The organism is Streptomyces purpurascens, from assembly GCF_045040895.1.
Classification (GTDB): domain Bacteria; phylum Actinomycetota; class Actinomycetes; order Streptomycetales; family Streptomycetaceae; genus Streptomyces; species Streptomyces purpurascens.
Genome location: NZ_CP108341.1, coordinates 2,975,567 through 3,000,108, shown reverse-complemented (window position 1 = coordinate 3,000,108; position 24,542 = coordinate 2,975,567). Strand labels below are relative to the sequence as shown.

Below are 24,542 nucleotides of genomic sequence, written 5' to 3'. Positions count from 1 at the left end.
ATTGCTCCCCTGTGCGACAGGTGCTTGTATACAAGCACTGCACGACAAGGACCGGCGCCGTCCCGCCACCGTCACCGCCCCGGTCCGAGCCGCCGTAAGGAGAGCCCTCAGTGAGCACCATCGAGCGCGTCGAGGTCTTCGTCGCCTCCCCGGGCCGCACGTTCGTCACCCTGCGCGTCACCACCTCGGACGGGGTGACCGGCCTCGGCGACGCCACGCTCAACGGGCGCGAGCTGGCCGTGGCGAGCTATCTGCGCGACCACCTCGCCCCGCTGCTGATCGGCCGTGACCCGGCGCGGATCGAGGACACCTGGCAGTACCTCTACAAGGGCGCCTACTGGCGGCGCGGCCCGGTCACCATGACGGCCATCGCCGCCGTCGACACGGCCCTGTGGGACATCAAGGGCAAGACCGCCGGACTCCCCGTGTACGAGCTGCTCGGCGGCCGGTCCCGGGACGGCGTCCTGGTCTACTCGCACGCCAGCGGCACGGACGTGCCCTCCCTCCTCGACGACGTCGAGCGCTATCTGGAGCTCGGCTACAAGGCCGTGCGCGCCCAGGCGGCCGTCCCGGACGTCGGCGGCACCTACGGCGTCCGCAGGGGCAAGGTCTACGAACCCGCCGCGACCGAGCTGCCCGACGAGCAGCCCTGGGACACCGAGGCCTACCTCGGCTTCGCGCCGACGTACCTGGAGGCCGTACGGGAGCGCTTCGGCTTCGGCTTCCACCTCCTGCACGACGTGCACCACCGGCTGACGCCGATCGAGGCGGCCCGCTTCGGCAAGAGCGTCGAGGCCTGCCGGCTGTTCTGGATGGAGGACCCGACGCCCGCCGAGAACCAGGAGGCGTTCCGGCTGATACGGCAGCACACCACGACGCCGATCGCCGTCGGCGAGGTGTTCAACTCCATCTGGGACGTCCAGCACCTCATCACCGAGCAGCTCATCGACTACGTGCGCACCACCGTCGTCCACGCGGGCGGCATCACCCACCTGCGCCGGATCTTCGACCTCGCCGCGCTCTACCACGTCCGCACCGGCTCGCACGGCGCCACCGACCTCTCCCCGGTCAGCATGGCCGCGGCCGTGCACCTCGACCTCACCGTGCCGAACTTCGGCATCCAGGAGCACATGGGCCACCCCGACGAGGCCGCCGAGGTGTTCCGCACGGGCGTCACCTTCGCCGACGGCATGCTGCACCCCTCGGACGAGCCGGGCCTCGGGGTCGAGTACGACGAGAAGGCCGCCGAACGCTTCCCGTACCAGCGGCGCTATCTCCCGGTCGCCCGCCGTCTCGACGGCTCGGTGCACGACTGGTGAGCGGCATGCAGCAGCTGAACCGCGCCGCGCTCGGCGCCCTCCCGCCCGCCTCGCGCCCCCGCGTCGACCCCGCCGGACTCCGCACCCGCGTCGTCCACTTCGGCATCGGCGCCTTCCACCGGGCCCACCAGGCCCTCTACACCGAGAACGCCGTCGCGCACTCCGGCGAGCCCTGGGGCATCGCCGCCGTCGCTCCCCGGTCGGCGGCGACCGTCGACGCCCTGCGCGCCCAGGACTGCCTGTACTCGGTGACCGAGCGCCGTGACGAGGGCGGCACCCCCCGGGTCGTCGGCGCGCTGACCGGCGCGTACGCGCTCGGGCGGGACGGGGAGGCCGTCGACGCCCTGCTCACCGACCCCGAGGTGACGGTGGTGACGCTGACGATCACGGAGAAGGGCTACCGGGCCGCCGGACCGGACACGGTCGTCGGGCGCCTCGCCGCCGGGCTGGCCACGCGGATGCGCTCCGGTGCCGCCCCGATCACCGTCGTGTCCTGCGACAACATGGCGGACAACGGCGCCGTGCTGCGGACCGCGGTCCAGGACGCCGTGCGCGCCGCGGGCGGCCGCGATGTGGATCAGACCCTGGAACTACTCGACCGGCAGGTGACCTTCCCCGCCACCGTGGTGGACCGGATCGTCCCCGCCACCGCCCCGGGAGACCTCACGGCGACGGCCACCGCGCTGGGTGTCCACGACGCCCTGCCCGTGAGCGGCGAACCGTACCGGCAGTGGGTCCTGGAGGACCGCTTCACCGCCCCGCGTCCGGCGTGGGAGCTGGACGGCGCCCTCCTCGTGCCCGATGTCGCCCCCTACCAGCTCACCAAACTGCGGCTGCTCAACGGCTCGCACTCGGCCCTCGCCGTCCTCGGGATCGCCGCGGGCCGCACCACCGTCGCCGACGCGATGGCCGATGGCTGGGGCGAGCGGCTCGTCAGGTCCCTGTGCGCCGAGGTCGCGCCCACGCTGCCGGACGGCGGCCCGGACCCCGGCCGGTACGCCGACGACCTGGTCGCCCGCTTCCGCAACCCGGCCATGCACCACCTGCTGCGGCAGATCGCCTCGGACGCCTCGCTGAAGATCACCGAGCGCTGGCTGCCGGCCCTGCGCGTCCTGCGCGAGCGCGGGGCTGCCACACCGGTCCTCGAACTCGCCCTGGCGGGCTGGGCGCACCTCACCCGGGACCACGACATCCCGGACCCCGCGCGGGACGAGCTCACCGCCTGCTGGCGCACCGGAGCGGACGACACGGCCGTCGTCCGCGCGCTCCTCACCACCGTCGGGGCGCCCGACCTCGCCGGCGACTCCGAACTCGTCACCGCCGCCGTACGGCATCTCCCGGCCCTGCGTGCCGGACACCTGGATATCTGAGCGCCTCCCCTCCCTCTCCCCAACTCGTCTGTCGAACAACGGAGTTCACGATGAAGGACACCACGACCACGGCCGAGCAGGCCGGCGGCGTGCGACGCACCACCCGTGACCTGACCAAGGCCGCCGTGTCCGGGTGGCTGGGAACGGCCATGGAGTTCATGGACTTCCAGCTGTACTCGCTGGCGGCCGCGATCGTCTTCAACAAGATCTTCTTCCCGGACGTCAGCCCCGCCATCGGTCTCATCGCCGCGATGGCCACCTACGGCGTCGGCTACGTCGCCCGCCTCGCCGGCGCGGTCTACTTCGGCAGAATGGGCGACCGGCTCGGCCGCAAGAAGGTCCTGACGATCACCATCCTCCTGATGGGCGCCTCGACCACCCTCATCGGCGTGCTGCCCACCTACGCGACCATCGGCATCCTGGCGCCCGTCCTGCTCGTCGTCCTGCGACTCGCCCAGGGCTTCGGCGCGGGCGCGGAGATCGCGGGCGCGACCGTGATGCTCGCCGAGTACGCCCCGACGAAACGGCGCGGTCTGGTCGCCTCGCTGGTGTCGCTGGGCACCAACTCGGGGACGCTGGCCGCCTCCGGGCTGTGGGCGGTGCTGCTCGCCGTGCTCAGCGAGGACCAGTTGCTGTCCTGGGGCTGGCGGCTGCCCTTCCTGCTGAGCTTCGGGCTGCTGCTGTTCGCGGTGTGGCTGCGGCGCAACCTCAAGGAGAGCCCGGTCTTCGAGGAGCGGCCCGACGTCGTGGACGGTGTCGCGATGAGCCGGCGCGAGGTGGAGACGGCCGTCACGAAGGGGGCCGACGACGACGCCGGACTGCTGGAGGCGGGCCTGAAGCAGCGCAAGGGCAAGGCGTTCTTCCTGGCGCTCGGGCTGCGCTTCGGGCAGGCCGGCAACTCCGGGCTGATCCAGACGTTCCTCGTCGGCTACATCGCCACCGAACTCGCGGCCGAGCGCTCCGTACCCACCGACGCCATCGTGTACGGGTCGCTGCTGGGCTTCCTCACGGTGCCGGCCATCGGCATGCTCGGCGACCGCTTCGGACGCCGCCGGATGTATCTGGCGCTCACCTCGCTCACGGCCCTCACCGCCTTCCCGCTCATGATGCTGATCACCTCGGGCAGCACGCCCGCCCTGATGCTCGGCATGGTCCTGGGCCTGAACCTCGGCGTCCTGGGACTGTTCGCGCTGGAGAGCGTGACCATGGCCGAACTCTTCGGCTCCCGGACCCGGTTCACCCAGCTCGCGCTGGCCAAGGAGATCGGCGGCGTCCTCGCCACGGCGATCGGGCCGGTCCTCGCGGCGAGCCTCACCGCCGCCACCGGAAGCTGGTGGCCCATCGCGGCGATGCTCGTCGTCTACTCCCTCATCACCCTCGTCAGCGCGCTGCTCTCGCCCGAGACGCGCGGACGCGACCTGGTCCGGCTGGAGGACGCCGTATGAGCCCTGTGACCGCCATGAAAGCTGTCGTCGTGCACGGGGCGGGTGACGTCAGGATCGACGAGCGGCCCCGGCCCGAGCCCGCGCGGGACGAGGTGCTGCTCGCCCTGGAGTGGGGCGGCATCTGCGGCTCCGACGTCGCGTACTGGAAGAAGGGCGCCTCCGGCACCGCCGCCCTCGCCCACCCGCTGGTCCTCGGCCATGAGTTCGCCGGCCGGGTCGCGGCGCTGGGCTCCGGGGTGACCGGTCTGTCGGAGGGACAGCCCGTCACCGTCCACCCGGCCCAGCTCATCGGCGAGCCCCCCGAGCGGCTCGCCGGGCGCACCAACCTCCACGCGCGGGTCCGCTACTTCGGCTCGGCGGCCCTCACTCCGCACACCGACGGCGGGTTCAGCGAGTTCCGTACGGTCCGAGCGGCCCAGGTCCGGCCGCTGCCCGAGGGCGTGGACACCGAGTCGGGCGCCCTCGCGGAGCCGCTCGCGGTCGCCCTGCACGCCGTGGGCCGGGTGCCGGCGCTGCGGGGCCGTACGGTCCTGGTCAACGGGGCGGGCCCGATCGGCTCGCTGGTCGTCGCGGCCGCGAAGCACCGCGGCGCGGAATCGGTGTGCGCCGCCGACCTGTCCTCCGCGTCGCTCGCCGTGGCCCGTCGCATGGGCGCGGACGCCACGGTCGACGTCTCCCGGGGCGAGGACCTGCCGCACGACGTCGACGTCGTCTTCGAGGCGTCCGGCGCACCGGCCGCGCTGGGGGCGGTCCTCGGGGCCACGGCCCGCGGCGGCACCGTCGTACAGGTCGGGAACCTGCCGGGCACGGCCGCGCCCGCCGTCCTGGGCGACCTGGTCACCCGGGAGATCACCTGGATCGGCTCCTACCGCTTCGTCGACGAGATCGACGACGCCCTGACCGCCCTGCGCGACGGCCTGGACATCTCACCGGTCATCACCCACCGCTTCCCCCTGGACCAGGCCGAGCAGGCCCTCACGGTCGCGGCGGACCCGGCGAGCGCGAGCAGCAAGGTGATGCTGCGGCTCGGCGGGGGAGCGCCGGTCACGGCCTGACAGCACACCCGTAGTCCCACCGTTCCTGTGTCCCACCGTTCCCGCGGGAGAACTCCGTGCCCCACCCGACCGCCGTATCCCCCGAGCACCCGCCGGCGGACGTCGTGTGTCTCGGCGAGACCATGGCCGTGCTCAGCCCGCCGGACGACCGGCCGCTGGTCGACCAGTCCGCGCTCCGCCTCTCCGTCGGCGGCGCCGAGTCCAACGTGGCCTGCGCACTGGCCGCGCTCGGGCATCGCGCGGCCTGGCTGAGCCGGGTGGGCGACGACGCGTTCGGGCGGCGCATCCGCGCCGAACTCGCGGCCCGGGGTGTCGAGGTGGGCGGCGTCGCCGTCGACCCCGCGCATCCGACCGGCGTGTACTTCAAGGACCCGGGCCCGGACGCCACCCGGCCGCTGTACTACCGGAGCGGATCGGCCGCCGCCCACATGGGACCGGAGCTGGCCGGCGCGCCCGAGTTGCGGGGGCCGCGGATCGTGCACGTGTCGGGCATCACCGCGGCGCTGTCCGGCAGTTGCGCCGGTCTCCTGGAGGAGATCGTCGTACGCCGCACGCCGTGGGATGACGCGGTACGTCGGCCGCTGATCTCCTTCGACGTCAACCACCGCCCCGCCCTCTGGACCGGGCGGACCGCCGACGCGGCCCCGGCGCTGCGGGACCTGGCCCGTGCCGCGGACCTCGTGTTCGTCGGGCGCGACGAGGCCGAGGCCCTGTGGGGCACCGCCCACCCCGACGACATCGCGAGCCTGCTCGCCCCCGCGCCGCTCGTCGTCGTCAAGGACGCGGAGCACGGCGCGACCTCCTACGCGACGGGGGACGTCACCTTCGTCCCGGCCCCGGAGATCGAGGTGGTCGAACCGGTCGGCGCGGGCGACGCCTTCGCCGCCGGGTATCTGTCCGGTGTCCTGACGGACCTCGACGAGGCATCCAGACTGCGCCTCGGCCACCTGACGGCGGCGACAGCGCTGCGCAGCCGGGACGACATCCCCGACCTGAGCGAGGCCCTGGCCCCGGCCCGGCGGTAGCCCCGGGCCCTCAGCCCCGCACGGCCTCCAACCGCACCGCACACGCCTTGAACTCCGGCATCCGGGAGGTCGGGTCGAGCGCGGGGTTGGTGAGGGTGTTGGCGCGGCCCTCGCCCGGCCAGTGGAAGGGCATGAACACGGTGTCGGGGCGGATGGCGTTGGTGATCCTCGCGGGCGCCACGGCCCGGCCCCGCCGCGACACGACGGCGACCGGATCCCCCTCGGCCGCCCCGAGCCGCGCCGCCAGCCGCGGATGCAACTCCACGAACGGCCCGGGCGCGGCGGCGTTCAGCTCCGCCACGCGCCGCGTCTGCGCCCCGGACTGGTACTGCGCCACGACCCGGCCGGTGGTCAGCAGCACGGGGTACTCGTCGTCCGGTTCCTCGGCGACCGCACGATGCGAGACGGCGACGAACCGGGCGCGTCCGTCGGGGGTGGCGAACCGGTCGAGGAAGAGGCGGGGGGTGCCGGGGTGTGCCGTGGCCGTCGTGTCACCCGCGGCGGGCCGCTCCACCGCCTCCGCGGCCCCCGGACAAGGCCAGAACACCCCGTCCTCCTCCACCAGCCTGCGGTACGTGATCCCCGAGTAGTCCGCCGGGCCGCCCGCGCTCGCGCGGCGGAGTTCCTCGAAGACCTCCTCGGGGTCGGTCGGGAAGCCCTTCTCCACGCCCAGCCGGGCGGCCAGTTCGTGGAGGACCTCCAGGTCACTGCGGATGCCCTCGGGCGGAGTGATCGCCCGGCGGCGGAGCAGGACCCTGCCCTCGAGGTTCGTCGTCGTGCCCGTCTCCTCCGCCCACTGCGTGACCGGCAGGACCACGTCCGCGAGCGCCGCCGTCTCCGACAGCACCACGTCACACACGGCCAGGAAGTCCAGCGACCTGATGCGCTCCTCGATGTGCGCGGCTCGCGGCGCCGACACCACCGGGTTGGACGCCATCAGCAGCAGGGACGTGATGTCCGTGCCCAGCGCGTCCAGCAGCTCGTACGCACTGCGCCCCGGGCCCGGCAGCGACTCCGGGTCGACTCCCCACACCTCGGCGACATGCTGCCGAGCCGCCGGGTCGTCGAGCTTGCGATAGCCCGGCAACTGGTCGGCCTTCTGCCCGTGTTCGCGTCCGCCCTGCCCGTTGCCCTGCCCCGTCAGACAGCCGTACCCGGACAGCGGACGGCCCGCCCGGCCCGTCGCCAGGCACAGGTTGATCCACGCGCCCACCGTGTCCGTGCCCTTGGACTGCTGCTCGGGTCCGCGGGCGGTGAGCACCATCGCCGACTCCGGCTCGCAGAACAGCCTTACGGTCTCCCGCAGTTGAGGAACGGACACCCCCGTGATCCGCTCCACGTACTCCGGCCAGTGCGCCATCGCCGCGGCCCGCGCGTCCTCCCAGCCCACCGTGCGCTCCTGGACGTACTCCGCGTCCACCCGCCCCTCGGAGATCACCAGGTGCAGCAGGCCCAGGGCCAGGGCCAGGTCCGTGCCCGGCCGGGGCGCCAGGTGCAGGTCCGCCTGCTCGGCGGTCTTCGTGCGGCGCGGGTCGATCACGATCAGCGTGCCGCCGTTCTCCCGCAGCTCGTTGAAGAAGCGGAGCGACGGCGGCATGGTCTCCGCGAGATTCGACCCGACCAGGATCACGCAGCCCGTCTTCGGGATGTCCTCCAGCGGGAAGGGCAGCCCCCGGTCGAGCCCGAACGCCTTGATGCCGGCGGCGGCCGCCGACGACATGCAGAAACGGCCGTTGTAGTCGATCTGGGACGTGCCGAGCACGACACGCGCGAACTTGCCGAGCGTGTACGCCTTCTCGTTCGTCAGACCGCCCCCGCCGAACACCCCGACCGCGTCAGGCCCGTGCTCCGCGCGCGTCCGGCGCAGCCCCGCGGCGATCCGGTCCAGCGCCTCGTCCCAGGAGGCGGGCACCAGCTCGCCCCCGGAACGCACCAGCGGCGAGGTCAGACGGACGTTCGAGGCCAGCACCGCGGGTGCCGTACGGCCCTTGCCGCACAGCGCGCCCCGGTTCACCGGGAAGTCCGCGCGCTCGCTCACCTCGACGGTCCCGTCCGGCGTGGGCGTCAGGTTCATCCCGCACTGCAGGGCGCAGTACGGGCAGTGCGTGGGCGTGGCGGTGTTCTGCATGCCGTTCAGCGTGCTTCGGCCGTGTTACGCGCGGCACGGCTCCCTGTTACGCGGCCGGGACGGGGACCTCCCCGCCGCCGCCCGGTCCGCGTGAGGCGCACCGGCCGGTCCGCGTGAGGTACACAGGCCCGCCCGCGCGAGGCACAGGCCTGCCCGCCTTCAGGTCGTCGCCGACCGGTACGGACGTTGCCTGTGGGACGAGAAACGCCACATGTGGCTCATTGCGTTCCCTTCTTGTCCGATCCGCCCTCGTTGAGAGTTGAAGCAGCCGCACTACGCTCTCGCTACGCGCAGCGCTCGCACGACTCCGCACGGCGTTCGACACCCGGGCATGCCCGCCACTCACGGCTGCATCCACCTGCGGCTCCGCCGCCGGTGGCAATCCCACACTCGCAACAGCCAGGAGGCCACCCGATCATGCCTCTGCGCCACTTGAGCCCTCACGACCAGCACCTCTTCCGGCAGTACGGACGGGGCCCCACCGTCCCCGTCCCCGACCCGCTCCTGCACCACGCCGTCGCCCGGCACGCCGCCGCCACCCCGCACGCCGTGGCCGCCGAACACCAGGGCGCGCGCCTCACCTACGGTGAGCTCGACCGCTACGCCGACGCCCTCGCCGCCCGCCTGATCCGCGAGGGTGTACGCCCCGGCGACCACGTCGGCCTGTTCGTCCGCCGCTCCCTCCCGATGCTCGTCGGCCTGCTCGGCATCCTGAAGGCCGGCGCCGCCTACGTCCCCCAGGACATCGGCCTCGCGCCCCCGGCCCAGCTCACCCACGTCATCCGCACCGCCCGCACCCGGGTCGTCCTCACCGTCGCCGAACACGCTCACCGCGTGCCGCTGCCGGCCGGCCATCTGCTGCTCCCGCTCGACGAGCCGCTGCCGTACGCGCCACGGCCGGTCACCGCCGTAGGGCCCGACGACGGCTGCTACGTCCTGTTCACCTCCGGCACCACCGGCCGCCCCAACGGCGTGAAGGTCACCCACCGCAACGTCGCCAACCTCCTGCTCACCGAACCGGGCGGCCTCGGCATCCGCCCCGGCGACCGGGTCGCCCAACTCCTCAGCATCGCCTTCGACATGGCCGCCTGGGAGATCCTCGGCTGCCTCACCCACGGCGGCACCCTCCTCATCCGCGGCAAGGACATCGCCGCGGCGGCCCGCACGGCCGACGTGATCATCGCGACGCCGACCGTGCTGTCCGGCCTCGACCCCGCCGCCTGCCCCCGCGTGCGCACGGTGGCCGTGGCGGGGGAGCCCTGCCCGCGCCCGCTGGCCGACCGGTGGGCCCGGCAGGCCGCCTTCCACAACTGCTGCGGCCCGACCGAGACCACGATCGTCAACACGATGAGCCGCCACGACCCGCACGCCCCGCTGCTCACCATCGGCCGCCCCACCCCCAACAACACGGTCTACGTCCTCGACGCCGACCGCCGCCCCCTGCCCGTCGGCGAGACCGGCGAGATGTGGGCGGGCGGCGACTGCGTCTCCGCGGGCTACCTCGGCAACGAGGCGCTCAACGCCGAGCGTTACGCCCCCGACCCGTTCCTCGGCGGCGGCCGCCGTATGTTCCGCACCCGGGACCTCGGCCGCTGGACCCTCGACGGCCGGCTCGAACACCTCGGCCGCACCGACGACCAGGTCAAGGTGCGCGGCTTCCGCGTCGAGCTGGACTCCGTCTCCTCCGTGCTGGAGGCCGCGGGCTGCACCCGCGCGGTCACCCTGAGACGCGACGCCCGCACCCTGGTGTCCTTCGTCTGCCCGGCGGACGCCGACCCGGACGCGGCCCGCCGCGCGGTCGCGGACGCCCTGCCGTACTACTGCGTCCCGGAGCAGGTCCTGCCGCTGGCCTACCTCCCCGAGACCGACCGCGGCAAGGTCGACAAACAGGCGCTGCTGCGCATGATCGAGGAGCGCCTGGCGGTGGCCCGATGACCACGTCCCCGCCCCGCGTACACCAGGACTCGGGCGAGTTCCCGCCGCTTCTCCCCGCACCCCGCCGCCTGCTCAAGCACCCCCGCCTGATGCACTACAACCGCCTGGCGGCCCTGGTGCTGCTGGCCAACGCGGCGTTCCTGTGGGCCGCCTGGCCCCTGGCCACCCCCACCCTCGGGCACGCCGCCCTCGCCAACCTCGCCCTGGCCGTCGTCGTACGCCAGCAGTACGTCATCAACCTCTTCTTCCGGCTGGCGACTTCGGCCCCGACGCACTGGCCGCTGAAGGTCCGCTGGACGCTCGGCAAGGTGTACCACTTCGGCGGACTGCACGTGGGCGGGGCGCTGGCGGGCACGGCCTGGTTCCTGGCGCTGACGGTCACCACACCGAACGGCCCTCTCATGGCCGTCGGCTGGGTCCTCCTGGCGCTTCTCGCGCTCATCATCGCCACTGCCCTGCCGCCCTTCCGCTCCCGCCACCACGACCACTTCGAGAAGATCCACCGCTTCGGCGGCTGGGGCGCCCTCGCGCTCTTCTGGACCCACACCCTGCTCTCCGGCCAGGGCCCGGTCCCGCTCGCGGTCCTCGCGGTCGTCACGTTCAGCGTGGCGCTGCCCTGGCTGCGGCTGCGCAAGGTGGACGTCCGCACCGAACGCCCCTCGCCGCATGTGGCACTGGCCCGCTTCGACTACGGCGAGACGCCCTTCGCCGGCTCCTCGACGGCGATCAGCCGCAGTCCGCTCAAGGAGTGGCACTCCTTCGCCAACGTCCCCGCCCCCGGCCGCTCCGGCTTCCGGCTCACCATCTCCCGCGCCGGTGACTGGACCGGCTCGTTCGTCGACGACCTGCCCGAGCGGGTGTGGGTCAAGGGCATCACCACGGCCGGAGTCGCCAACATCGAGGTCCTGTTCAGGAAGGTGGTGTACGTGGCGACCGGCAGCGGCATCGGCCCCTGCCTGCCCCATCTGCTCGCCGCCGAGGTGCCCTCCCGCCTGGTCTGGGCCACCCGCGATCCCCGGGCCACCTACGGCGACGCCCTCGTCGACGAGATCCTCGCCGTCCAGCCGCACGCCCTGGTCTGGGACACCTCCCGGCACGGCAAGCCCGACATGGTGCGCCTCGCCCATGCCGCGTACCGCGACTTCGGGGCGGAGGCCGTCATCTGCATCTCCAACAAGCGGCTGACCTGGCAGGTGGTGCACGGCCTGGAACGGCGCGGCATTCCGGCGTACGGCGCGATCTGGGACTCGTGACCCCGCTGCGTAACCCTGCTGAAGGAGACGGAAGATGAACAACCTGAAGGTCGAGCGAGACGGCCGTGTGGTGACCGTCCGCCTGCACCGCCCGCACGCCCTCAACGCGCTCAGCTCGGAACTGCTCGCCGAACTCCTGAGCGTCCTCGGCCCGTTGGACCACGACCCGGAGGTGGGCTGCGTCGTCGTCACCGGCTCGGAGAAGGTCTTCGCCGCCGGCGCGGACATCAAGGAGATGGCGGGAAAGTCGGCCGTCGACATGCTGTCCGAGGACTACTTCGCGGCCTGGGAGGACTTCGCCGACCTGCGCACCCCGAAGATCGCCGCCGTCAACGGCTACGCGCTCGGCGGCGGTTGTGAGCTGGCCATGATGTGCGACCTCGTCGTCGCGGGGGAGTCGGCCCTCTTCGGCCAGCCGGAGATCAAGCTGGGCGTGATACCCGGCATCGGCGGAACCCAGCGGCTGACCCGCCTGGCAGGCCGGGCCAAGGCCATGGACCTGGTGCTCACCGGCCGCACGATGGACGCCCGGGAGGCCGAGCGCTGCGGCTTGGTCTCCCGCGTGGTCCCCGACGCCCGGGTCCTCGACGAGGCCCTGCGGGCGGCGGCGGCCGTCGCCTCTCACGGCCGTACGGCGGTCAGGGCGGCCCGCGAGTGCGTCGACCGGGCCCTGGAGACGGGCCTCAGGGACGGCATCCGCTTCGAACGGCGGGTGTTCCACGCCCTGTTCGCGACCGACGACCAGAAGGAGGGGATGGCGGCGTTCCTGGAGAAGCGCACACCGCGCTTCCACGGAAGCTGACCGCTGCGGAAAAGGCCGGGGACGGGACACGCGGAGCGCGCCGGCCGCGCCCCCGCCCCCGGCCACGTTCAGGGGCTGTGCCTGGTCAGGGCACGGCCCCGGTCAGCACTCGTACGCGTAGTACGGCTCGTCGCCCACGTCCAGACCGATCCTTCCGACCCCGCCGGGGCCGATCTGGATACACGAGGGGTCAAAGCCGTCGACTTCCACGCTGGCGGAGATGGTGTGCCCGCACACGTTGTGGATGTCGGCCCACCACTGGCCGGAGGCGCCGAGCTTCGCGCAGCCCGGCTCCGGGGCCTTGACCGCCGGGGCGGCCACGGGTGCCGCCGAGGCGGTCCCCATGGCGGCCGGCACAGCCAGCAGCGCGCCCGCGGCGGCCATCACCAGCGCGGAGCGAAGTCGATTCATCAGGTGTCCTTTCCCCCAGTTCGCGACGGCGGCCCGATCCGCCGCCGCACGGCGAAGACGCTAAGCGTGACTGAGTGAACACGGAGAGCGCGCAGCCGTATTTCATACCCTGGGGTGAAATGTGCGCGTCAAACCCGCTCCGGCAGAACGTCCTGATTCATCCGACAGACTATTCGGCCGTGGCCAACGCCCGCTCCACACCCGGCTCTTGCGGCCCGAGGAACCGGGGATCCGGCCGGAACGCCGCGTCCAGCGCCGCCTTCCCGGCGGCGAAGATCTCCCGGGCACCGCCGTAGTACCAGGTCGCGTCGTGCACCGCGTCCACCCCGACCCCGTACGACTCCACCCCCGCCGCCTGGCACAGCGCCACAGCCCGCCGGATGTGGAAGCCCTGGCTGATCAGGACGGCCTCGTCCACGCCGAAGATCTTCTTCGCGCGCACGCAGGAGTCCCACGTGTCGAATCCCGCGTAGTCGCTGACGATCCGCCCGTCGGGCACCCCGTGCCGCGTCAGATACACGCGCATCGCGTCCGGCTCGTCGTAGTCCTCGCGGCTGTTGTCCCCGGTGACGAGCACCACCTCGACCCGCCCCTTCCGGTACAGCTCCGCCGCCGCGTCCAGCCGGTGCGCGAGGTACGGCGAGGGCTCCCCGTCCCACAGCCCCGCCCCGAACACCACGGCCACATCGGTACGCGGCACGTCCGCCGCCGTCCGCAGCCGGTCACCCGCCACCGCGTACATCCAGGTCGCCGGAAGCAGCGCGAGCACGCACCCGGCCATCACGGCCTGCACCAGCCGCCGCTGCCCCCGGCGGGTACGCGGCAGCCGCGGTCTGCGGAACTTCGGATCACGCATCGGACAGGTCCCTCCCCAGGTCGGTCTGACATTCGAGGACGTCCGATCAGCCCGTCCGGTTCACCGCAGCGCGGGTGACCAGCTTCACGCGAAACCTCGAACCCCCAGGTCAAGGGCGCTCACACCGGCCCTGTCCCCCATGGTGAACCGCCGGAAAACACCCGTGACCCCCACGCAACGGGGAGGCAACGTGGTGCCGCGACCATCGGTACATGCCCAGCCAGCTCAGCCTCGTCCCGCCGACCGCGGCCCGCCGCCCGGTCCCGCCCGCCCTCGTCGTCGTGGCGCACGGCAGCCGCGACCCGCGCGCGCTGAGCACGGTCCGCGCCCTCCTCGACCGGGTCCGCGAACAGCGCCCCGGCCTGCCGGTGCACCTCGGGCACATCGAACTGAACGCCCCCCTGCTCCCCGACACGCTCGCCGCCCTCGGGGACACGGAAGCGGTCCTCGTCCCGCTCCTCCTCAGCCGCGGCTACCACGTCAAGCAGGACATCCCCGAGATGGCCGCGGCCGCCCGGGCCCGCACCCGCGTGGCGGCACCCCTGGGCCCGCACCCCCTCCTGGTGGACGCCCTCCAGTCACGCCTGACGGAGGCCGGCTGGGGCCGGACCCCCAACAGCACCAGCGCGGTCGTCCTCGCCGCAGCGGGCTCCCGCGACCCTGACGCGAAGCGGGACACCGCCCGCACGGCCCACCTCCTGGCGGCCCGCCTGGGCGTCCCCGTCCTCCCCGCCTACGCCTCGGCCGCGACCCCCACGGTCCAGTCGGCCGTCCGCACCCTCCTCGCCAGGGGCCGCCGCCACATAGCCCTGTCCTCCTACTTCACCGCCCCCGGCCGCTTCGCCACGGAGTGCACCCGATCGGCCCCCTGGATCGCGGCGTCCCCCCTCGGCACCCACCCGGCGATGGCCCAGCTCCTCCTCCACCGCTACGACGAGGCACTGGCGACGTCACCCGCTGCCCGGGAACTGGCTTCGGCATAGAAACGCCCAGCGGGGTCATGCCCTAAAGGGGCGCGGGGAACTGCGCGACCAGCCCAAAACGACCCGCACACGCCCGAAAACAGAACCCGGCACACGCACAGGCGCTTACTGTCGAGCCATGGACGGCACCGCACAACACCCCCCGGCCTACGACCCGACGTCAGTCGACCGCTGGGCCCAAGAGCCAGACAAACGCCCCGGCCGCACCGCCTTCCAGCGCGACCGCGCCCGAGTCCTCCACTCCGCCGCCCTGCGACGCCTCGCCGGCAAGACCCAAGTGGTGACGCCCGGCACCATGGGCCCGGCCTGGGACGCCAGCCCCCGTACCCGCCTCACCCACTCCCTCGAATGCGCCCAGGTCGGCCGAGAGCTCGGCGCGGCCCTCGGCTGCGACCCGGACCTCGTGGAAGCCGCCTGCCTCTCCCACGACCTGGGCCACCCGCCTTTCGGGCACAACGGCGAACAGGCCCTCAACGCGTTCGCGGCGGACTGCGGCGGCTTCGAGGGCAACGCCCAGTCGCTCAGGCTCCTCACCCGCATCGAGCCCAAGCGGTTCACCCCCGAGGGCTCCGTCGGCCTCAACCTCACCCGTGCCGCCCTCGACGCCGCCACCAAGTACCCCTGGCCCCGAGGCGCCCACCCCACCGACCCGGCCTCACCCAAATTCGGTGTCTACGAGGACGACCGCCCCGTCTTCGACTGGCTCCGCAAGGACGCCCCCGGCACCCGCACCTGCTTCGAGGCGCAGGTCATGGACTGGTCCGACGACGTGGCCTACTCGGTGCACGATGTCGAGGACGGCCTGCACGCCGGCCACATCGACCCGAACTGCCTGCACGCCGACCCCGAACGCCAGGCCGTCTTCGAGGTCGCCCGCGGCCGCTACGTACCGTCCGACACCGATCCCGCGGAGCTCGCCGAGGCCCTGGACGGACTCCTCGCCCAGGAGTGGTGGCCGCACGGCTACGACGGCACGGCCGTGGCCCAGGCCCGGCTGAAGGACGCCACCAGCCAGCTCATCGGCCGCTTCTGCCTGGCCGCCGAGTCCGCGACCCGCGCCGCGTACGGCACCGGACGGCTCACCCGGTACGCCGCCGAACTGGTCGTGCCCCGCCAGGCCCGGATGGAGTGCGCCGTCCTCAAGGCCGTCGCCGACCTCTACGTCATGCAGCGCGCCGAGCAGGAACGCCTGCGCGCCGACCAGCGCATCGTCGTGGCCGAACTGGCCGAGGCGCTCACCGCCCGCGCCCCGGACGGCCTGGACCCGCAGTTCCGCGCCCTCTTCGACCAGGCGCCCGACGACCGTGCGCGCAAGCGGGTGATCGTCGACCACATCGCCTCCCTCACCGACACGTCGGCCCGTTCGCTTCACGCCCGTCTGACGGGGCAGGCATGAGACTGACGCGACGCTCGGGACGTGAGCACCCCCGAATGTGACCCTCCGTGGCCTGATCGGGTCACTCCCTCTTCCCGCATCACGCTCCGTGCGGGACGCTCGCAAGTGGCGACACCGGCTGTGTTTACTGGGGAGACACCCCCCAGACCCCCGTAGGAGGCATCAAGTGGTCGACGCGGATCAGACATTCGTCATCGTCGGAGGCGGACTGGCAGGCGCCAAGGCAGCCGAGACGCTCCGCACGGAGGGCTTCACCGGCCGCGTGATACTGATCTGCGACGAGCGTGACCACCCCTATGAGCGCCCGCCCCTGTCCAAGGGCTACCTCCTCGGCAAGGAGGAACGCGACAGCGTCTTCGTGCACGAGCCCGCCTGGTACGCGCGCAACGACATCGAGCTGCACCTGGGTCAGACCGTCGACGCGATCGACCGCACCGCGAAGACGGTCCGCTTCGGCGAGGACGGCACCGTCGTCCGCTACGACAAGCTGCTCCTGGCGACCGGCTCCGAGCCCCGCCGCCTCGACATCCCGGGCACGGACCTGGCGGGCGTGCACCACCTGCGCCGCCTCGCCCACGCCGAGCGGCTCAAACACGTCCTGACCAACCTCGGCCGCGACAACGGCCACCTCGTGATCGCGGGCGCCGGCTGGATCGGCCTGGAGGTCGCGGCGGCGGCCCGCGAGTACGGCGCGGAGGTCACGGTCATCGAGCGCGGGCCGACCCCGCTGCACGGCGTCCTGGGCCCGGAGCTCGGCGGGCTCTTCGCCGAACTGCACCGTGAACACGGCGTCCGCTTCCACTTCGGCGCCCGGCTCACCGAGATCGTCGGCCAGGACGGCATGGTCCTCGCGGCCCGCACCGACGACGGCGAGGAGCACCCGGCGCACGACGTCCTGGCCGCGATCGGCGCGGCCCCCCGCACCCACCTCGCGGAGGCGGCCGGCCTGGAGATCGCCGACCGTGCCCACGGCGGCGGCATCGTCGTCGACGAGCGGCTGCGCACCTCCGACCCGGACATCTACGCGGCCGGCGACGTGGCCTCCTTCCACCACGCCCTCTTCGAGACCAGCCTGCGGGTGGAGCACTGGGCCAACGCCCTGCACGGCGGACCGGCGGCCGCCCGCTGCATGCTCGACCGCGAGGTGACGTACGACCGCGTGCCCTACTTCTTCAGCGACCAGTACGACCTGGGCATGGAGTACTCCGGCTGGGCGCCTCCGGGCACCTACGACCAGGTGGTGATCCGCGGGGACGCGGGCAAGCGTGAGTTCATCGCCTTCTGGGTGAAGGAGAGCCGGGTCCTGGCCGGGATGAACGTCAACGTGTGGGACGTCACAGACAAGATCCAGCACCTGATCCGCACCAAGGCCCAGGTGAACACGGAGTCCCTGGCGGACCCGCACGTTCCGCTGGAAAACCTGGCGCCGTAGGCCCGCTCCGGCCCCCGTAGAATTCACGCGTGGCTGGACGGATCAACGACGAGGACGTGAAGGCGGTACGGGACGCGGTCCCGATCGACGCCGTGGTGTCCGAGTACCTCCAGCTGCGCAACGCGGGCGGCGGGAACCTGAAGGGTCTCTGCCCGTTCCACGACGAGAAGTCGCCGTCCTTCCAGGTCAGCCCCAGCAAGGGCTTTTTCCACTGCTTCGGCTGCCAGGAGGGCGGCGACACCATCACGTTCGTGATGAAGATCGACCACCTCTCCTTCTCGGAGGCGGTCGAGCGCCTGGCCGGCCAGGCGGGCATCACCCTGCGTTACGAGGAGGGCGGATACAACCCCTCCCACCAGCGCGGCGAACGGATCCGCCTGGTCGAGGCCCACAAGATCGCGGCGGAGTGGTACGCGGAGCAGCTCGCGACGTCCCCCGAGGCCGACACCGGCCGGGTCTTCCTCGCCGAGCGCGGCTTCGACCAGGCCGCCGCCGTCCACTTCGGCGTCGGCTACAGCCCCCAGGGCTGGGACCACCTCACGCGCTTCCTGCGCGGCAAGGGCTTCACCGACAAGGAGATCCTCCTCTCCGGCCTTGCCCAGGAGGGCCGCCGCGGCCCCATCGACCGCTTCCGCGGCCGTCTGATGTGGCCCATCCGCGACATCGGCGGCGAGGTCGTCGGCTTCGGCGCCCGCAAGCTCTACGAGGCGGACAACGGCCCCAAGTACCTCAACACCCCCGACACGGCCATCTACAAGAAGTCCCACGTCCTCTACGGCATCGACCTGGCGAAGAAGGACATCGCGAAGTCGAGCCGCGCGGTCGTGGTCGAGGGCTACACGGATGTCATGGCCTGCCACCTGGCCGGCGTCACCACGGCCATCGCCACCTGCGGTACGGCGTTCGGCGGCGACCACATCAAGATCCTCCGCCGTCTCCTCATGGACAACGGCTCGGCCCGCGTCATCTTCACCTTCGACGGCGACGCCGCCGGCCAGAAGGCGGCCCTGCGCGCCTTCGAGGACGACCAGAAGTTCGCCGCCGAGACGTACATCGCCATCGCCCCGGACGGCATGGACCCCTGCGACCTGCGCCTCGCCAAGGGCGACGAGGCCGTGGCCGACCTGGTCGAACCCCGCACCCCGCTCTTCGAGTTCGCCCTCCGCCAGATCGTCGCCCGCTACGACCTCGACACCCCCGCGGGCCGCGCCGCCGCCCTGGACGAGGCGGCCCCCGTCGTCGCCCGCATCAAGAACAGCGGCGCCCAGCACGAGGTCGCCGTCCAGCTCGCCGGCATGCTCGGCATCCTCGACACCCAGTTCGTGGTCAAGCGCGTGGCCCAGCTGGCCCGCTGGGCCCGCGACCGCGGCGGCAAGGGCCCGGCCCCGGACCGGCACCAGCAGGCGTCCCAGCAGTACGCCTCCGCCCAGCCGTCCGCCGCCCCCCGCGGCCCGGCCCTCAACCTCCGCAACCCCGTCTTCGCCACCGAACGCGAACTCCTCAAACTGGCCCTCCAGCGCCCGGAACTGGTCTCCCCGGCCTTCGACGCCTACGGAGCCGACGAGTTCACCGCCCCGCCCTACGCCGCCGTACGCATGGCCATCCAGGACGCGGGCGGCGCCGAACTGGGCGTCGCGGACCCCCAGGACTACCTGGTCAAGGTCCGCGAGGCCGCCCCCGACGACTCGGTCCGCGCGATGGTCACCGAACTGGCCGTCGAGGCGATCATGCTCCGCCGAGCGGTCGACGAGCCCTACGCCGGCGCCCAACTGGTCACCGTCCGCCGCCGCGCCGTGGAACGCCGCATCCGAGACATCACCGGCCAGCTCACCCGCCTCGGCACCCAAGGCGACCCGGCCCAGCTGGCCGCCGTTCAGAACGAGCTCTGGGTCCTCCAGCAGTACGACCAGACCCTGCGCGAACACGGCGCCGCCGCGCTCTGACGTCACCACGCGGTTACGTCCCGGACGCAAAAAGTCATCGCACGCCCCTCGTGGCGACGATGTGTCTTCCCCCACACTGGGTTGCGGTGCCTGAGTCCTCGGAGCGCGGCCGATCCGTCACCGACGGGTCCCAGACCCCCGCGGTTCCGCTCATCGCGTACGGGACGGAATGCGGCGAGGCCGTCGACTCCGCCCCCGAAGTACCGCTGCCGCACACCTTGGCAGCGATCATCCTGGAGGTCGCCCCCGTGCAGACCCAGACCCTCACCCAGACCGACGCCGGTGCCGCGCCGGACGCGGAGGCCGACACCCTCCCAGCGGTTCCGGCGCAGAGCCCCGTCGTGCACCACCCCGAGACGGAACCGGAGCCGGAGGAACCGCCCGCCGAAGCCATCGAGACGGCCGAGGTTCCCGAAGCCGTCGTGAGGCCGCCTGCCCGTACCGAGAGCGGCAGTCCCTCCTCGGACCTGTTCCGCCAGTACCTGCGGGAGATCGGCCGCATCCCCCTGCTGACGGCGGCCGAGGAGGTCGAACTCGCCCGCCGTGTCGAGGCCGGCCTGTTCGCGGAGGAGAAGCTGAGCAACACGCCCGATCTGGACAGCCAGTTGGCGCTGGACCTCGACCGGCTCGTCGTCATGGGCAGGATGGCCAAACGCCGGCTCATCGAGGCGAACCTGAGGCTCGTCGTGTCCGTGGCGAAGCGGTACGTCGGGCGCGGGCTGACCATGCTCGACCTCGTCCAGGAGGGCAACCTCGGCCTCATCCGGGCCGTCGAGAAGTTCGACTACGCCCGCGGCTACAAGTTCTCCACCTACGCCACCTGGTGGATCCGCCAGGCCATGTCCCGCGCCCTGGCCGACCAGGCCCGCACCATCCGGGTGCCCGTCCACGTGGTGGAGCTCATCAACCGGGTCGTACGGGTGCAGCGGCGGATGCTCCAGGAACGGGGGTACGAGCCGACGCCCGAGGAGGTCGCCGCCCACCTGGACCTGGCGCCGGAGCGGGTCAGCGAGGTCCTGCGGCTCGCCCAGGAGCCCGTGTCGTTGCACGCGCCCGTGGGCGAGGAGGACGACGTCGCCCTCGGCGACCTCATAGAGGACGGCGACGCGACCAGCCCCGTGGAGTCGGCCGCGTTCCTCCTCCTCAGGGAGCACCTGGAAGCGGTCCTGTCGACCCTGGGGGAGCGGGAACGCAAGGTCGTCCAGCTCCGCTACGGCCTCGCCGACGGCCGCCCCCGCACGCTGGAGGAGATAGGCCGCATCTTCGGCGTGACCAGGGAACGGATACGGCAGATCGAGTCGAAGACTCTGAACAAACTCCGCGACCACGCCTTCGCGGACCAGTTGAGGGGTTATCTGGACTGATGCCGTCCGCGGGCCCGGTGGGGGCGGATCGCGCAGTTCCCCGCGCCCCTGAAGGGGCGTCAGCCGCACGTCCCTAAGGGGCGCGGGGAACTGCGCGACCAGCCCCCACCGGGCCTGCAGCCGCCGGACGCGGCTCAGTCGACCTCGGCCACCGCCTGCGCGAACTGCGCCTTGTACAGCCGCGCGTACGCCCCGTCCGAGGCCAGCAGCTCCCCGTGCGTCCCCTGCTCCACGATCGCCCCGTTCTCCATCACGAGAATCGCGTCGGCGTCCCGGATCGTCGACAGCCGGTGCGCGATGACGAACGACGTACGCCCGTGCGCCAGCTTCGCCATGGCCTTCTGGATCAGCACCTCGGTCCGGGTGTCGACCGAGGACGTCGCCTCGTCCAGCACCAGGATCACCGGGTCGGACAGAAACGCCCGGGCGATGGTGATCAGCTGCTTCTCGCCCGCGCTGACCCCCGTCCCCTCGTCGTCGATCACCGTGTCGTAGCCGTCCGGCAGCGTACGGATGAACCGGTCCGCGTGCGCTGCCCGAGCCGCCTCCTCGATCTCCCCCCGGGTCACCTTCCGGGACGCCCCGTACGCGATGTTCTCCGCGATCGTGCCGCCGAACAGCCAGGTGTCCTGGAGCACCATGCCGATCCCGGCCCGCAGTTCGTCCCGGGACATCCGCGCGATGTCGACCCCGTCGAGGGTGATGCGCCCGCCGGTGACGTCGTAGAACCGCATCAGCAGATTCACGAGCGTCGTCTTCCCGGCGCCCGTCGGGCCGACGATGGCCACCGTGTGCCCGGGCTCGACCTTCAGTGACAGGTCCTCGATCAGCGGTGTGTCGGGGTCGTAGCGGAACGACACCCGCTCCAGCGCCACCAGCCCGCGCAACTCCTCGGGCCGCACGCCCGGCACCGGATCGGCCCCCTGCTCCTCCGCGTCCAGCAGCTCGAAGACCCGCTCCGCCGAGGCGACACCCGACTGCACCAGGTTCGCCATGGACGCGACCTGCGTCAGCGGCATCGAGAACTGCCGCGAGTACTGGATGAAGGCCTGTACGTCACCGATGGACAGCGAACCCGAGGCGACCCGCAGCCCGCCGACGACCGCGACCAGCACGTAGTTGAGGTTCGACACGAACATCATCAGCGGCTGCATGACCCCGCTGTTGAACTGCGCCCGGAACCCGGCCTCGTACAGCGCCTCGTTCTGCTCGGCGAACTGCCGGGCCGACTCCTCCTGCCGCCCGAACACCTTCACCAGGGTGTGCCCGGTGTACATCTCCTCGATGTGGGCGTTCAGCTTGCCCGTCGTACGCCACTGCTGCACGAAGTGCGGCTGCGACCGCTTGCCCACCCGCGTGGCGATGACGAACGACAGCGGCACGGTCACCAGCGCGACCAGCGCCAGGATCCAGGAGACCCAGAACATCATCGCGAGGACACCGATGATGGTCAGCACCGAGTTGATGAGCTGCCCCATCGACTGCTGGAGCGTCTGCCCGATGTTGTCGATGTCGTTCGTGGCCCGGGACAGCACCTCGCCGCGCTGTCGCTTGTCGAAGTACGACAGCGGCAGCCGCGACAGCTTCGTCTGCACGTCCTCACGCATCCGGAACATGGTCCGGTTCACGGCCCGGTTCACCAGCCGCGTCGCCACCGCCATCAGCAGCCCGGCCACCGCGAACACGCCCAGCGCGAGCAGCAGCACCTGCCCCACGGCCGTGAAGTCGATGCCCTTGCCCGGGGTGAAGTCGGTGCTGCGCAGCATGTCGGCGACGTCACCGTCCCCGCGCTGCCGCATGGAGTCGAGGACCTGCTCCTTGCTCGCCCCCTCCGGCATGCCCCGCCCGACGATGCCCGCGAAGACCAGGTCGGTCGCCTTGCCGAGGATCTTCGGCCCGACGACGCTGAGGCCGACGCTCAGCACCACGCACAGCAGCAGCACATAGATGGTCAGCCGCTCCGGCCGGAACCGCGCGACCAGCCGTTTGCCCGACCCCTTGAAGTCCAGCGAGCGCTGGTCGGGGCCGCCCCCGGCCATCATCCGCCCCATCGGCCCCGCCATCAGGCAGCCTCCGCTTCCGTGAGCTGGGAGAGCACGATCTCCCGGTAGGTCTCGTTGTCCGCCATCAGCTCGTGGTGCCGGCCGGTGCCGACGACCCGGCCCTCGTCGAGGACGACGATCCGGTCGGCGTCCCGGATGGTCGCCACCCGCTGGGCGACGATCACGACGGTCGCCTCGGCGGTCTCCCGCCCCAGCGCGGCCCGCAGGGCGGCGTCCGTGGCGTAGTCGAGCGCGGAGAAGGAGTCGTCGAAGAGATAGATCTCGGGCCGCTGCACCAGGGTCCGGGCGATGGCGAGACGCTGCCGCTGACCACCGGAGACATTCGTCCCGCCCTGCGCGATCGGCGCGTCGAGCCCGCCCTCCAGACGCTCGACGAAGTCCTTGCCCTGCGCCACCTCCAGCGCGTGCCAGAGCTCCTCGTCGGTGGCGTCCGGATTGCCGTAACGCAGGTTCGTCGCCACGGTGCCCGCGAACAGATACGGCTTCTGCGGCACCAGCCCGACGGTCCGCGCGAGCAGCACCGGATCGATCTCCGCCACCTCGACACCGTCCACGAGCACCTGCCCGTCGGTCGCGTCGAACAGCCGCGGCACCAGCCCGAGCAGCGTGGACTTGCCGCTGCCGGTCGAGCCGATGACGGCGGTCGTCTCGCCCGGCCGCGCGAGCAGGTCCACGGCCCGCAGCACCGGCTCCTCGGCCCCCGGATAGCGGAAGCCGGCCCCCCGGATCTCCAGATGCCCGTGCCGGCGCAGCTCCCGTACGGGCGCGGACGGCGGCACGACGCTGGAGGAGGTGTCCAGCACCTCCTGGATGCGCTCGGCGCACACCTCCGCGCGCGGCACCATCATGAACATGAAGGTGGCCATCATCACGGACATGACGATCTGCATCAGATAGGCGAGGAACGCCGTCAGGTCACCGATCTGCATCCCGCCGCTGTCGATGCGGTGCGCGCCGAACCACACCACCGCGATCGACGACAGGTTCACCACCGTCATGACGATCGGGAACATCAGCGCGAGCAGATTGCCGGTGCCCAGCGCGAAGTCCGTGAGATCGGTGTTGGCCTTCCGGAAGCGCTGCTGCTCGTACTCGTCCCGGACGAAGGCGCGGATCACCCGGTTGCCGGTGATCTGCTCGCGCAGCACCCGGTTCACCGTGTCCAGCCGCTCCTGCATCGCCCGGAACAACGGCCGCAGCCGCCGCACGATCAGCGTCACGCAGATGCCCAGCACCGGCACGACCGCCACCAGGACCCCGGACAGCGGGACGTCCAGGCCGAGCGCCAGCACGATGCCGCCCACGCACATGATCGGCGCCGACACCATCAGCGTGAACGTCATGAGCGCCAGCATCTGCACCTGCTGGACGTCGTTCGTCGTACGGGTGATCAGCGTCGGCGCCCCGAAGTGACCCACCTCGCGCGCGGAGAACGACTGCACCCGGTCGAACACGGACGCCCGCACGTCCCGTCCGAGCGCCGAGGCCGTACGGGCGCCGTAGTACACGGCACCGATGTTGGTGACGACCTGGACCAGCGAGATGCCGATCATCAGGCCGCCGTAGCCCACGATGTAGCCGGTGTCACCGTTGACGACACCCTGGTCGATGATGTCCGCGTTCAGCGTGGGCAGGTAGAGCGTGGCGCAGGTCTGCAGGAACTGCAGCAGCACCAGCAGGGCTATGGGTTTCTTGTAGGGCCTGAGATAGGTCCGCAGAAGTCGTATGAGCACGCTGCTTCTCTCGGAGTGGGCGACGGGGG

General features: G+C 72.1%; 18 protein-coding genes. 13 read left to right on the top strand and 5 right to left on the bottom strand.

The window, feature by feature from the left end:
- The first annotated feature begins 110 nt into the window (after nucleotides 1–110).
- Genes manD through OHU35_RS13645 form a run of 5 tightly spaced genes read left to right on the top strand, consistent with a single transcriptional unit; the run spans nucleotide 111 to nucleotide 6,214 of the window.
- The gene (manD, locus tag OHU35_RS13665; RefSeq protein ID WP_189725020.1) at nucleotides 111–1,319 is read left to right on the top strand and encodes a D-mannonate dehydratase ManD; all 1,209 of its coding nucleotides are present in this window, start codon (nucleotides 111–113) and stop codon (nucleotides 1,317–1,319) included.
- A 5-nt stretch (nucleotides 1,320–1,324) separates the two neighbouring features.
- Nucleotides 1,325–2,689 (top strand): mannitol dehydrogenase family protein, encoded by a 1,365-nt coding sequence (locus OHU35_RS13660; RefSeq protein ID WP_405505387.1) that lies wholly within the window; start codon nucleotides 1,325–1,327, stop codon nucleotides 2,687–2,689.
- Between the two features lie 50 nt (nucleotides 2,690–2,739).
- On the top strand, nucleotides 2,740–4,134 hold the full coding sequence (locus OHU35_RS13655) for an MFS transporter (protein ID WP_189725018.1): 1,395 nt from the start codon (nucleotides 2,740–2,742) through the stop codon (nucleotides 4,132–4,134).
- The gene (locus tag OHU35_RS13650; protein WP_405505385.1) at nucleotides 4,131–5,189 is read left to right on the top strand and encodes an L-idonate 5-dehydrogenase; all 1,059 of its coding nucleotides are present in this window, start codon (nucleotides 4,131–4,133) and stop codon (nucleotides 5,187–5,189) included. The genes OHU35_RS13655 and OHU35_RS13650 overlap by 4 nt, the downstream gene beginning before the upstream one ends.
- A 56-nt stretch (nucleotides 5,190–5,245) precedes the next feature.
- Nucleotides 5,246–6,214, top strand: a complete 969-nt coding sequence (locus tag OHU35_RS13645; RefSeq protein ID WP_405505384.1) for a sugar kinase — start codon at nucleotides 5,246–5,248, stop codon at nucleotides 6,212–6,214.
- Between the two features lie 10 nt (nucleotides 6,215–6,224).
- On the opposite strand, the gene OHU35_RS13640 is transcribed toward OHU35_RS13645, so the two are convergent.
- Nucleotides 6,225–8,342, bottom strand: coding sequence for a molybdopterin oxidoreductase family protein (locus OHU35_RS13640; protein WP_405505383.1), 2,118 nt, complete (start codon nucleotides 8,340–8,342; stop codon nucleotides 6,225–6,227).
- Between the two features lie 417 nt (nucleotides 8,343–8,759).
- Between OHU35_RS13640 and OHU35_RS13635 the strand changes: the two genes are divergently transcribed.
- The 3 genes from OHU35_RS13635 to OHU35_RS13625 are packed head-to-tail and all read left to right on the top strand — an operon-like array spanning nucleotide 8,760 to nucleotide 12,332.
- Complete coding sequence (locus OHU35_RS13635) at nucleotides 8,760–10,277, top strand: amino acid adenylation domain-containing protein (RefSeq protein ID WP_189725016.1); 1,518 nt, start codon at nucleotides 8,760–8,762, stop codon at nucleotides 10,275–10,277.
- Nucleotides 10,274–11,530, top strand: a complete 1,257-nt coding sequence (locus OHU35_RS13630; protein ID WP_405505381.1) for a hypothetical protein — start codon at nucleotides 10,274–10,276, stop codon at nucleotides 11,528–11,530. Before OHU35_RS13635 ends, OHU35_RS13630 begins: the two co-directional genes overlap by 4 nt.
- A gap of 34 nt (nucleotides 11,531–11,564) precedes the next feature.
- Entirely contained in the window at nucleotides 11,565–12,332 is a 768-nt protein-coding gene (locus OHU35_RS13625; protein ID WP_405505380.1) for an enoyl-CoA hydratase-related protein, read from the top strand.
- Between the two features lie 102 nt (nucleotides 12,333–12,434).
- Here OHU35_RS13625 and OHU35_RS13620 read toward each other — a convergent pair whose 3' ends face one another.
- Together OHU35_RS13620 and OHU35_RS13615 are read right to left on the bottom strand one after the other, a co-directional pair.
- Nucleotides 12,435–12,743 carry a hypothetical protein gene (locus tag OHU35_RS13620; RefSeq protein ID WP_189725013.1) on the bottom strand — a complete coding sequence of 103 codons (309 nt, stop codon included), beginning with the start codon at nucleotides 12,741–12,743 and terminating at the stop codon, nucleotides 12,435–12,437.
- A gap of 169 nt (nucleotides 12,744–12,912) precedes the next feature.
- A complete protein-coding gene (locus tag OHU35_RS13615; protein ID WP_405505379.1) occupies nucleotides 12,913–13,599 on the bottom strand; it encodes a vancomycin high temperature exclusion protein in 687 nt (228 codons plus the stop codon).
- 212 nt (nucleotides 13,600–13,811) lie between these two features.
- Between OHU35_RS13615 and OHU35_RS13610 the strand changes: the two genes are divergently transcribed.
- The 5 genes from OHU35_RS13610 to OHU35_RS13590 all read left to right on the top strand — a co-directional run bounded on the left by OHU35_RS13610 (nucleotide 13,812) and on the right by OHU35_RS13590 (nucleotide 20,717).
- Nucleotides 13,812–14,582, top strand: coding sequence for a sirohydrochlorin chelatase (locus tag OHU35_RS13610; protein WP_405505378.1), 771 nt, complete (start codon nucleotides 13,812–13,814; stop codon nucleotides 14,580–14,582).
- Nucleotides 14,583–14,700: 118 nt separating this feature from the next.
- Nucleotides 14,701–15,978: a deoxyguanosinetriphosphate triphosphohydrolase gene (locus OHU35_RS13605; RefSeq protein WP_189725010.1), complete on the top strand. Its 1,278-nt coding sequence runs from the start codon at nucleotides 14,701–14,703 to the stop codon at nucleotides 15,976–15,978.
- 166 nt (nucleotides 15,979–16,144) lie between these two features.
- The gene (locus tag OHU35_RS13600; RefSeq protein ID WP_189725009.1) at nucleotides 16,145–17,410 is read left to right on the top strand and encodes an NAD(P)/FAD-dependent oxidoreductase; all 1,266 of its coding nucleotides are present in this window, start codon (nucleotides 16,145–16,147) and stop codon (nucleotides 17,408–17,410) included.
- A gap of 29 nt (nucleotides 17,411–17,439) precedes the next feature.
- Nucleotides 17,440–19,353 carry a DNA primase gene (gene dnaG, locus OHU35_RS13595; protein WP_405505377.1) on the top strand — a complete coding sequence of 638 codons (1,914 nt, stop codon included), beginning with the start codon at nucleotides 17,440–17,442 and terminating at the stop codon, nucleotides 19,351–19,353.
- Nucleotides 19,354–19,439: 86 nt separating this feature from the next.
- Nucleotides 19,440–20,717, top strand: a complete 1,278-nt coding sequence (locus OHU35_RS13590) for an RNA polymerase sigma factor (RefSeq protein ID WP_405505376.1) — start codon at nucleotides 19,440–19,442, stop codon at nucleotides 20,715–20,717.
- 134 nt (nucleotides 20,718–20,851) lie between these two features.
- On the opposite strand, the gene OHU35_RS13585 is transcribed toward OHU35_RS13590, so the two are convergent.
- Both OHU35_RS13585 and OHU35_RS13580 read right to left on the bottom strand, forming a co-directional pair.
- Entirely contained in the window at nucleotides 20,852–22,780 is a 1,929-nt protein-coding gene (locus OHU35_RS13585) for an ABC transporter ATP-binding protein (protein WP_189725006.1), read from the bottom strand.
- Nucleotides 22,780–24,513, bottom strand: coding sequence for an ABC transporter ATP-binding protein (locus tag OHU35_RS13580; RefSeq protein WP_189725005.1), 1,734 nt, complete (start codon nucleotides 24,511–24,513; stop codon nucleotides 22,780–22,782). The genes OHU35_RS13585 and OHU35_RS13580 overlap by 1 nt, the downstream gene beginning before the upstream one ends.
- Nucleotides 24,514–24,542 lie beyond the last annotated feature (29 nt).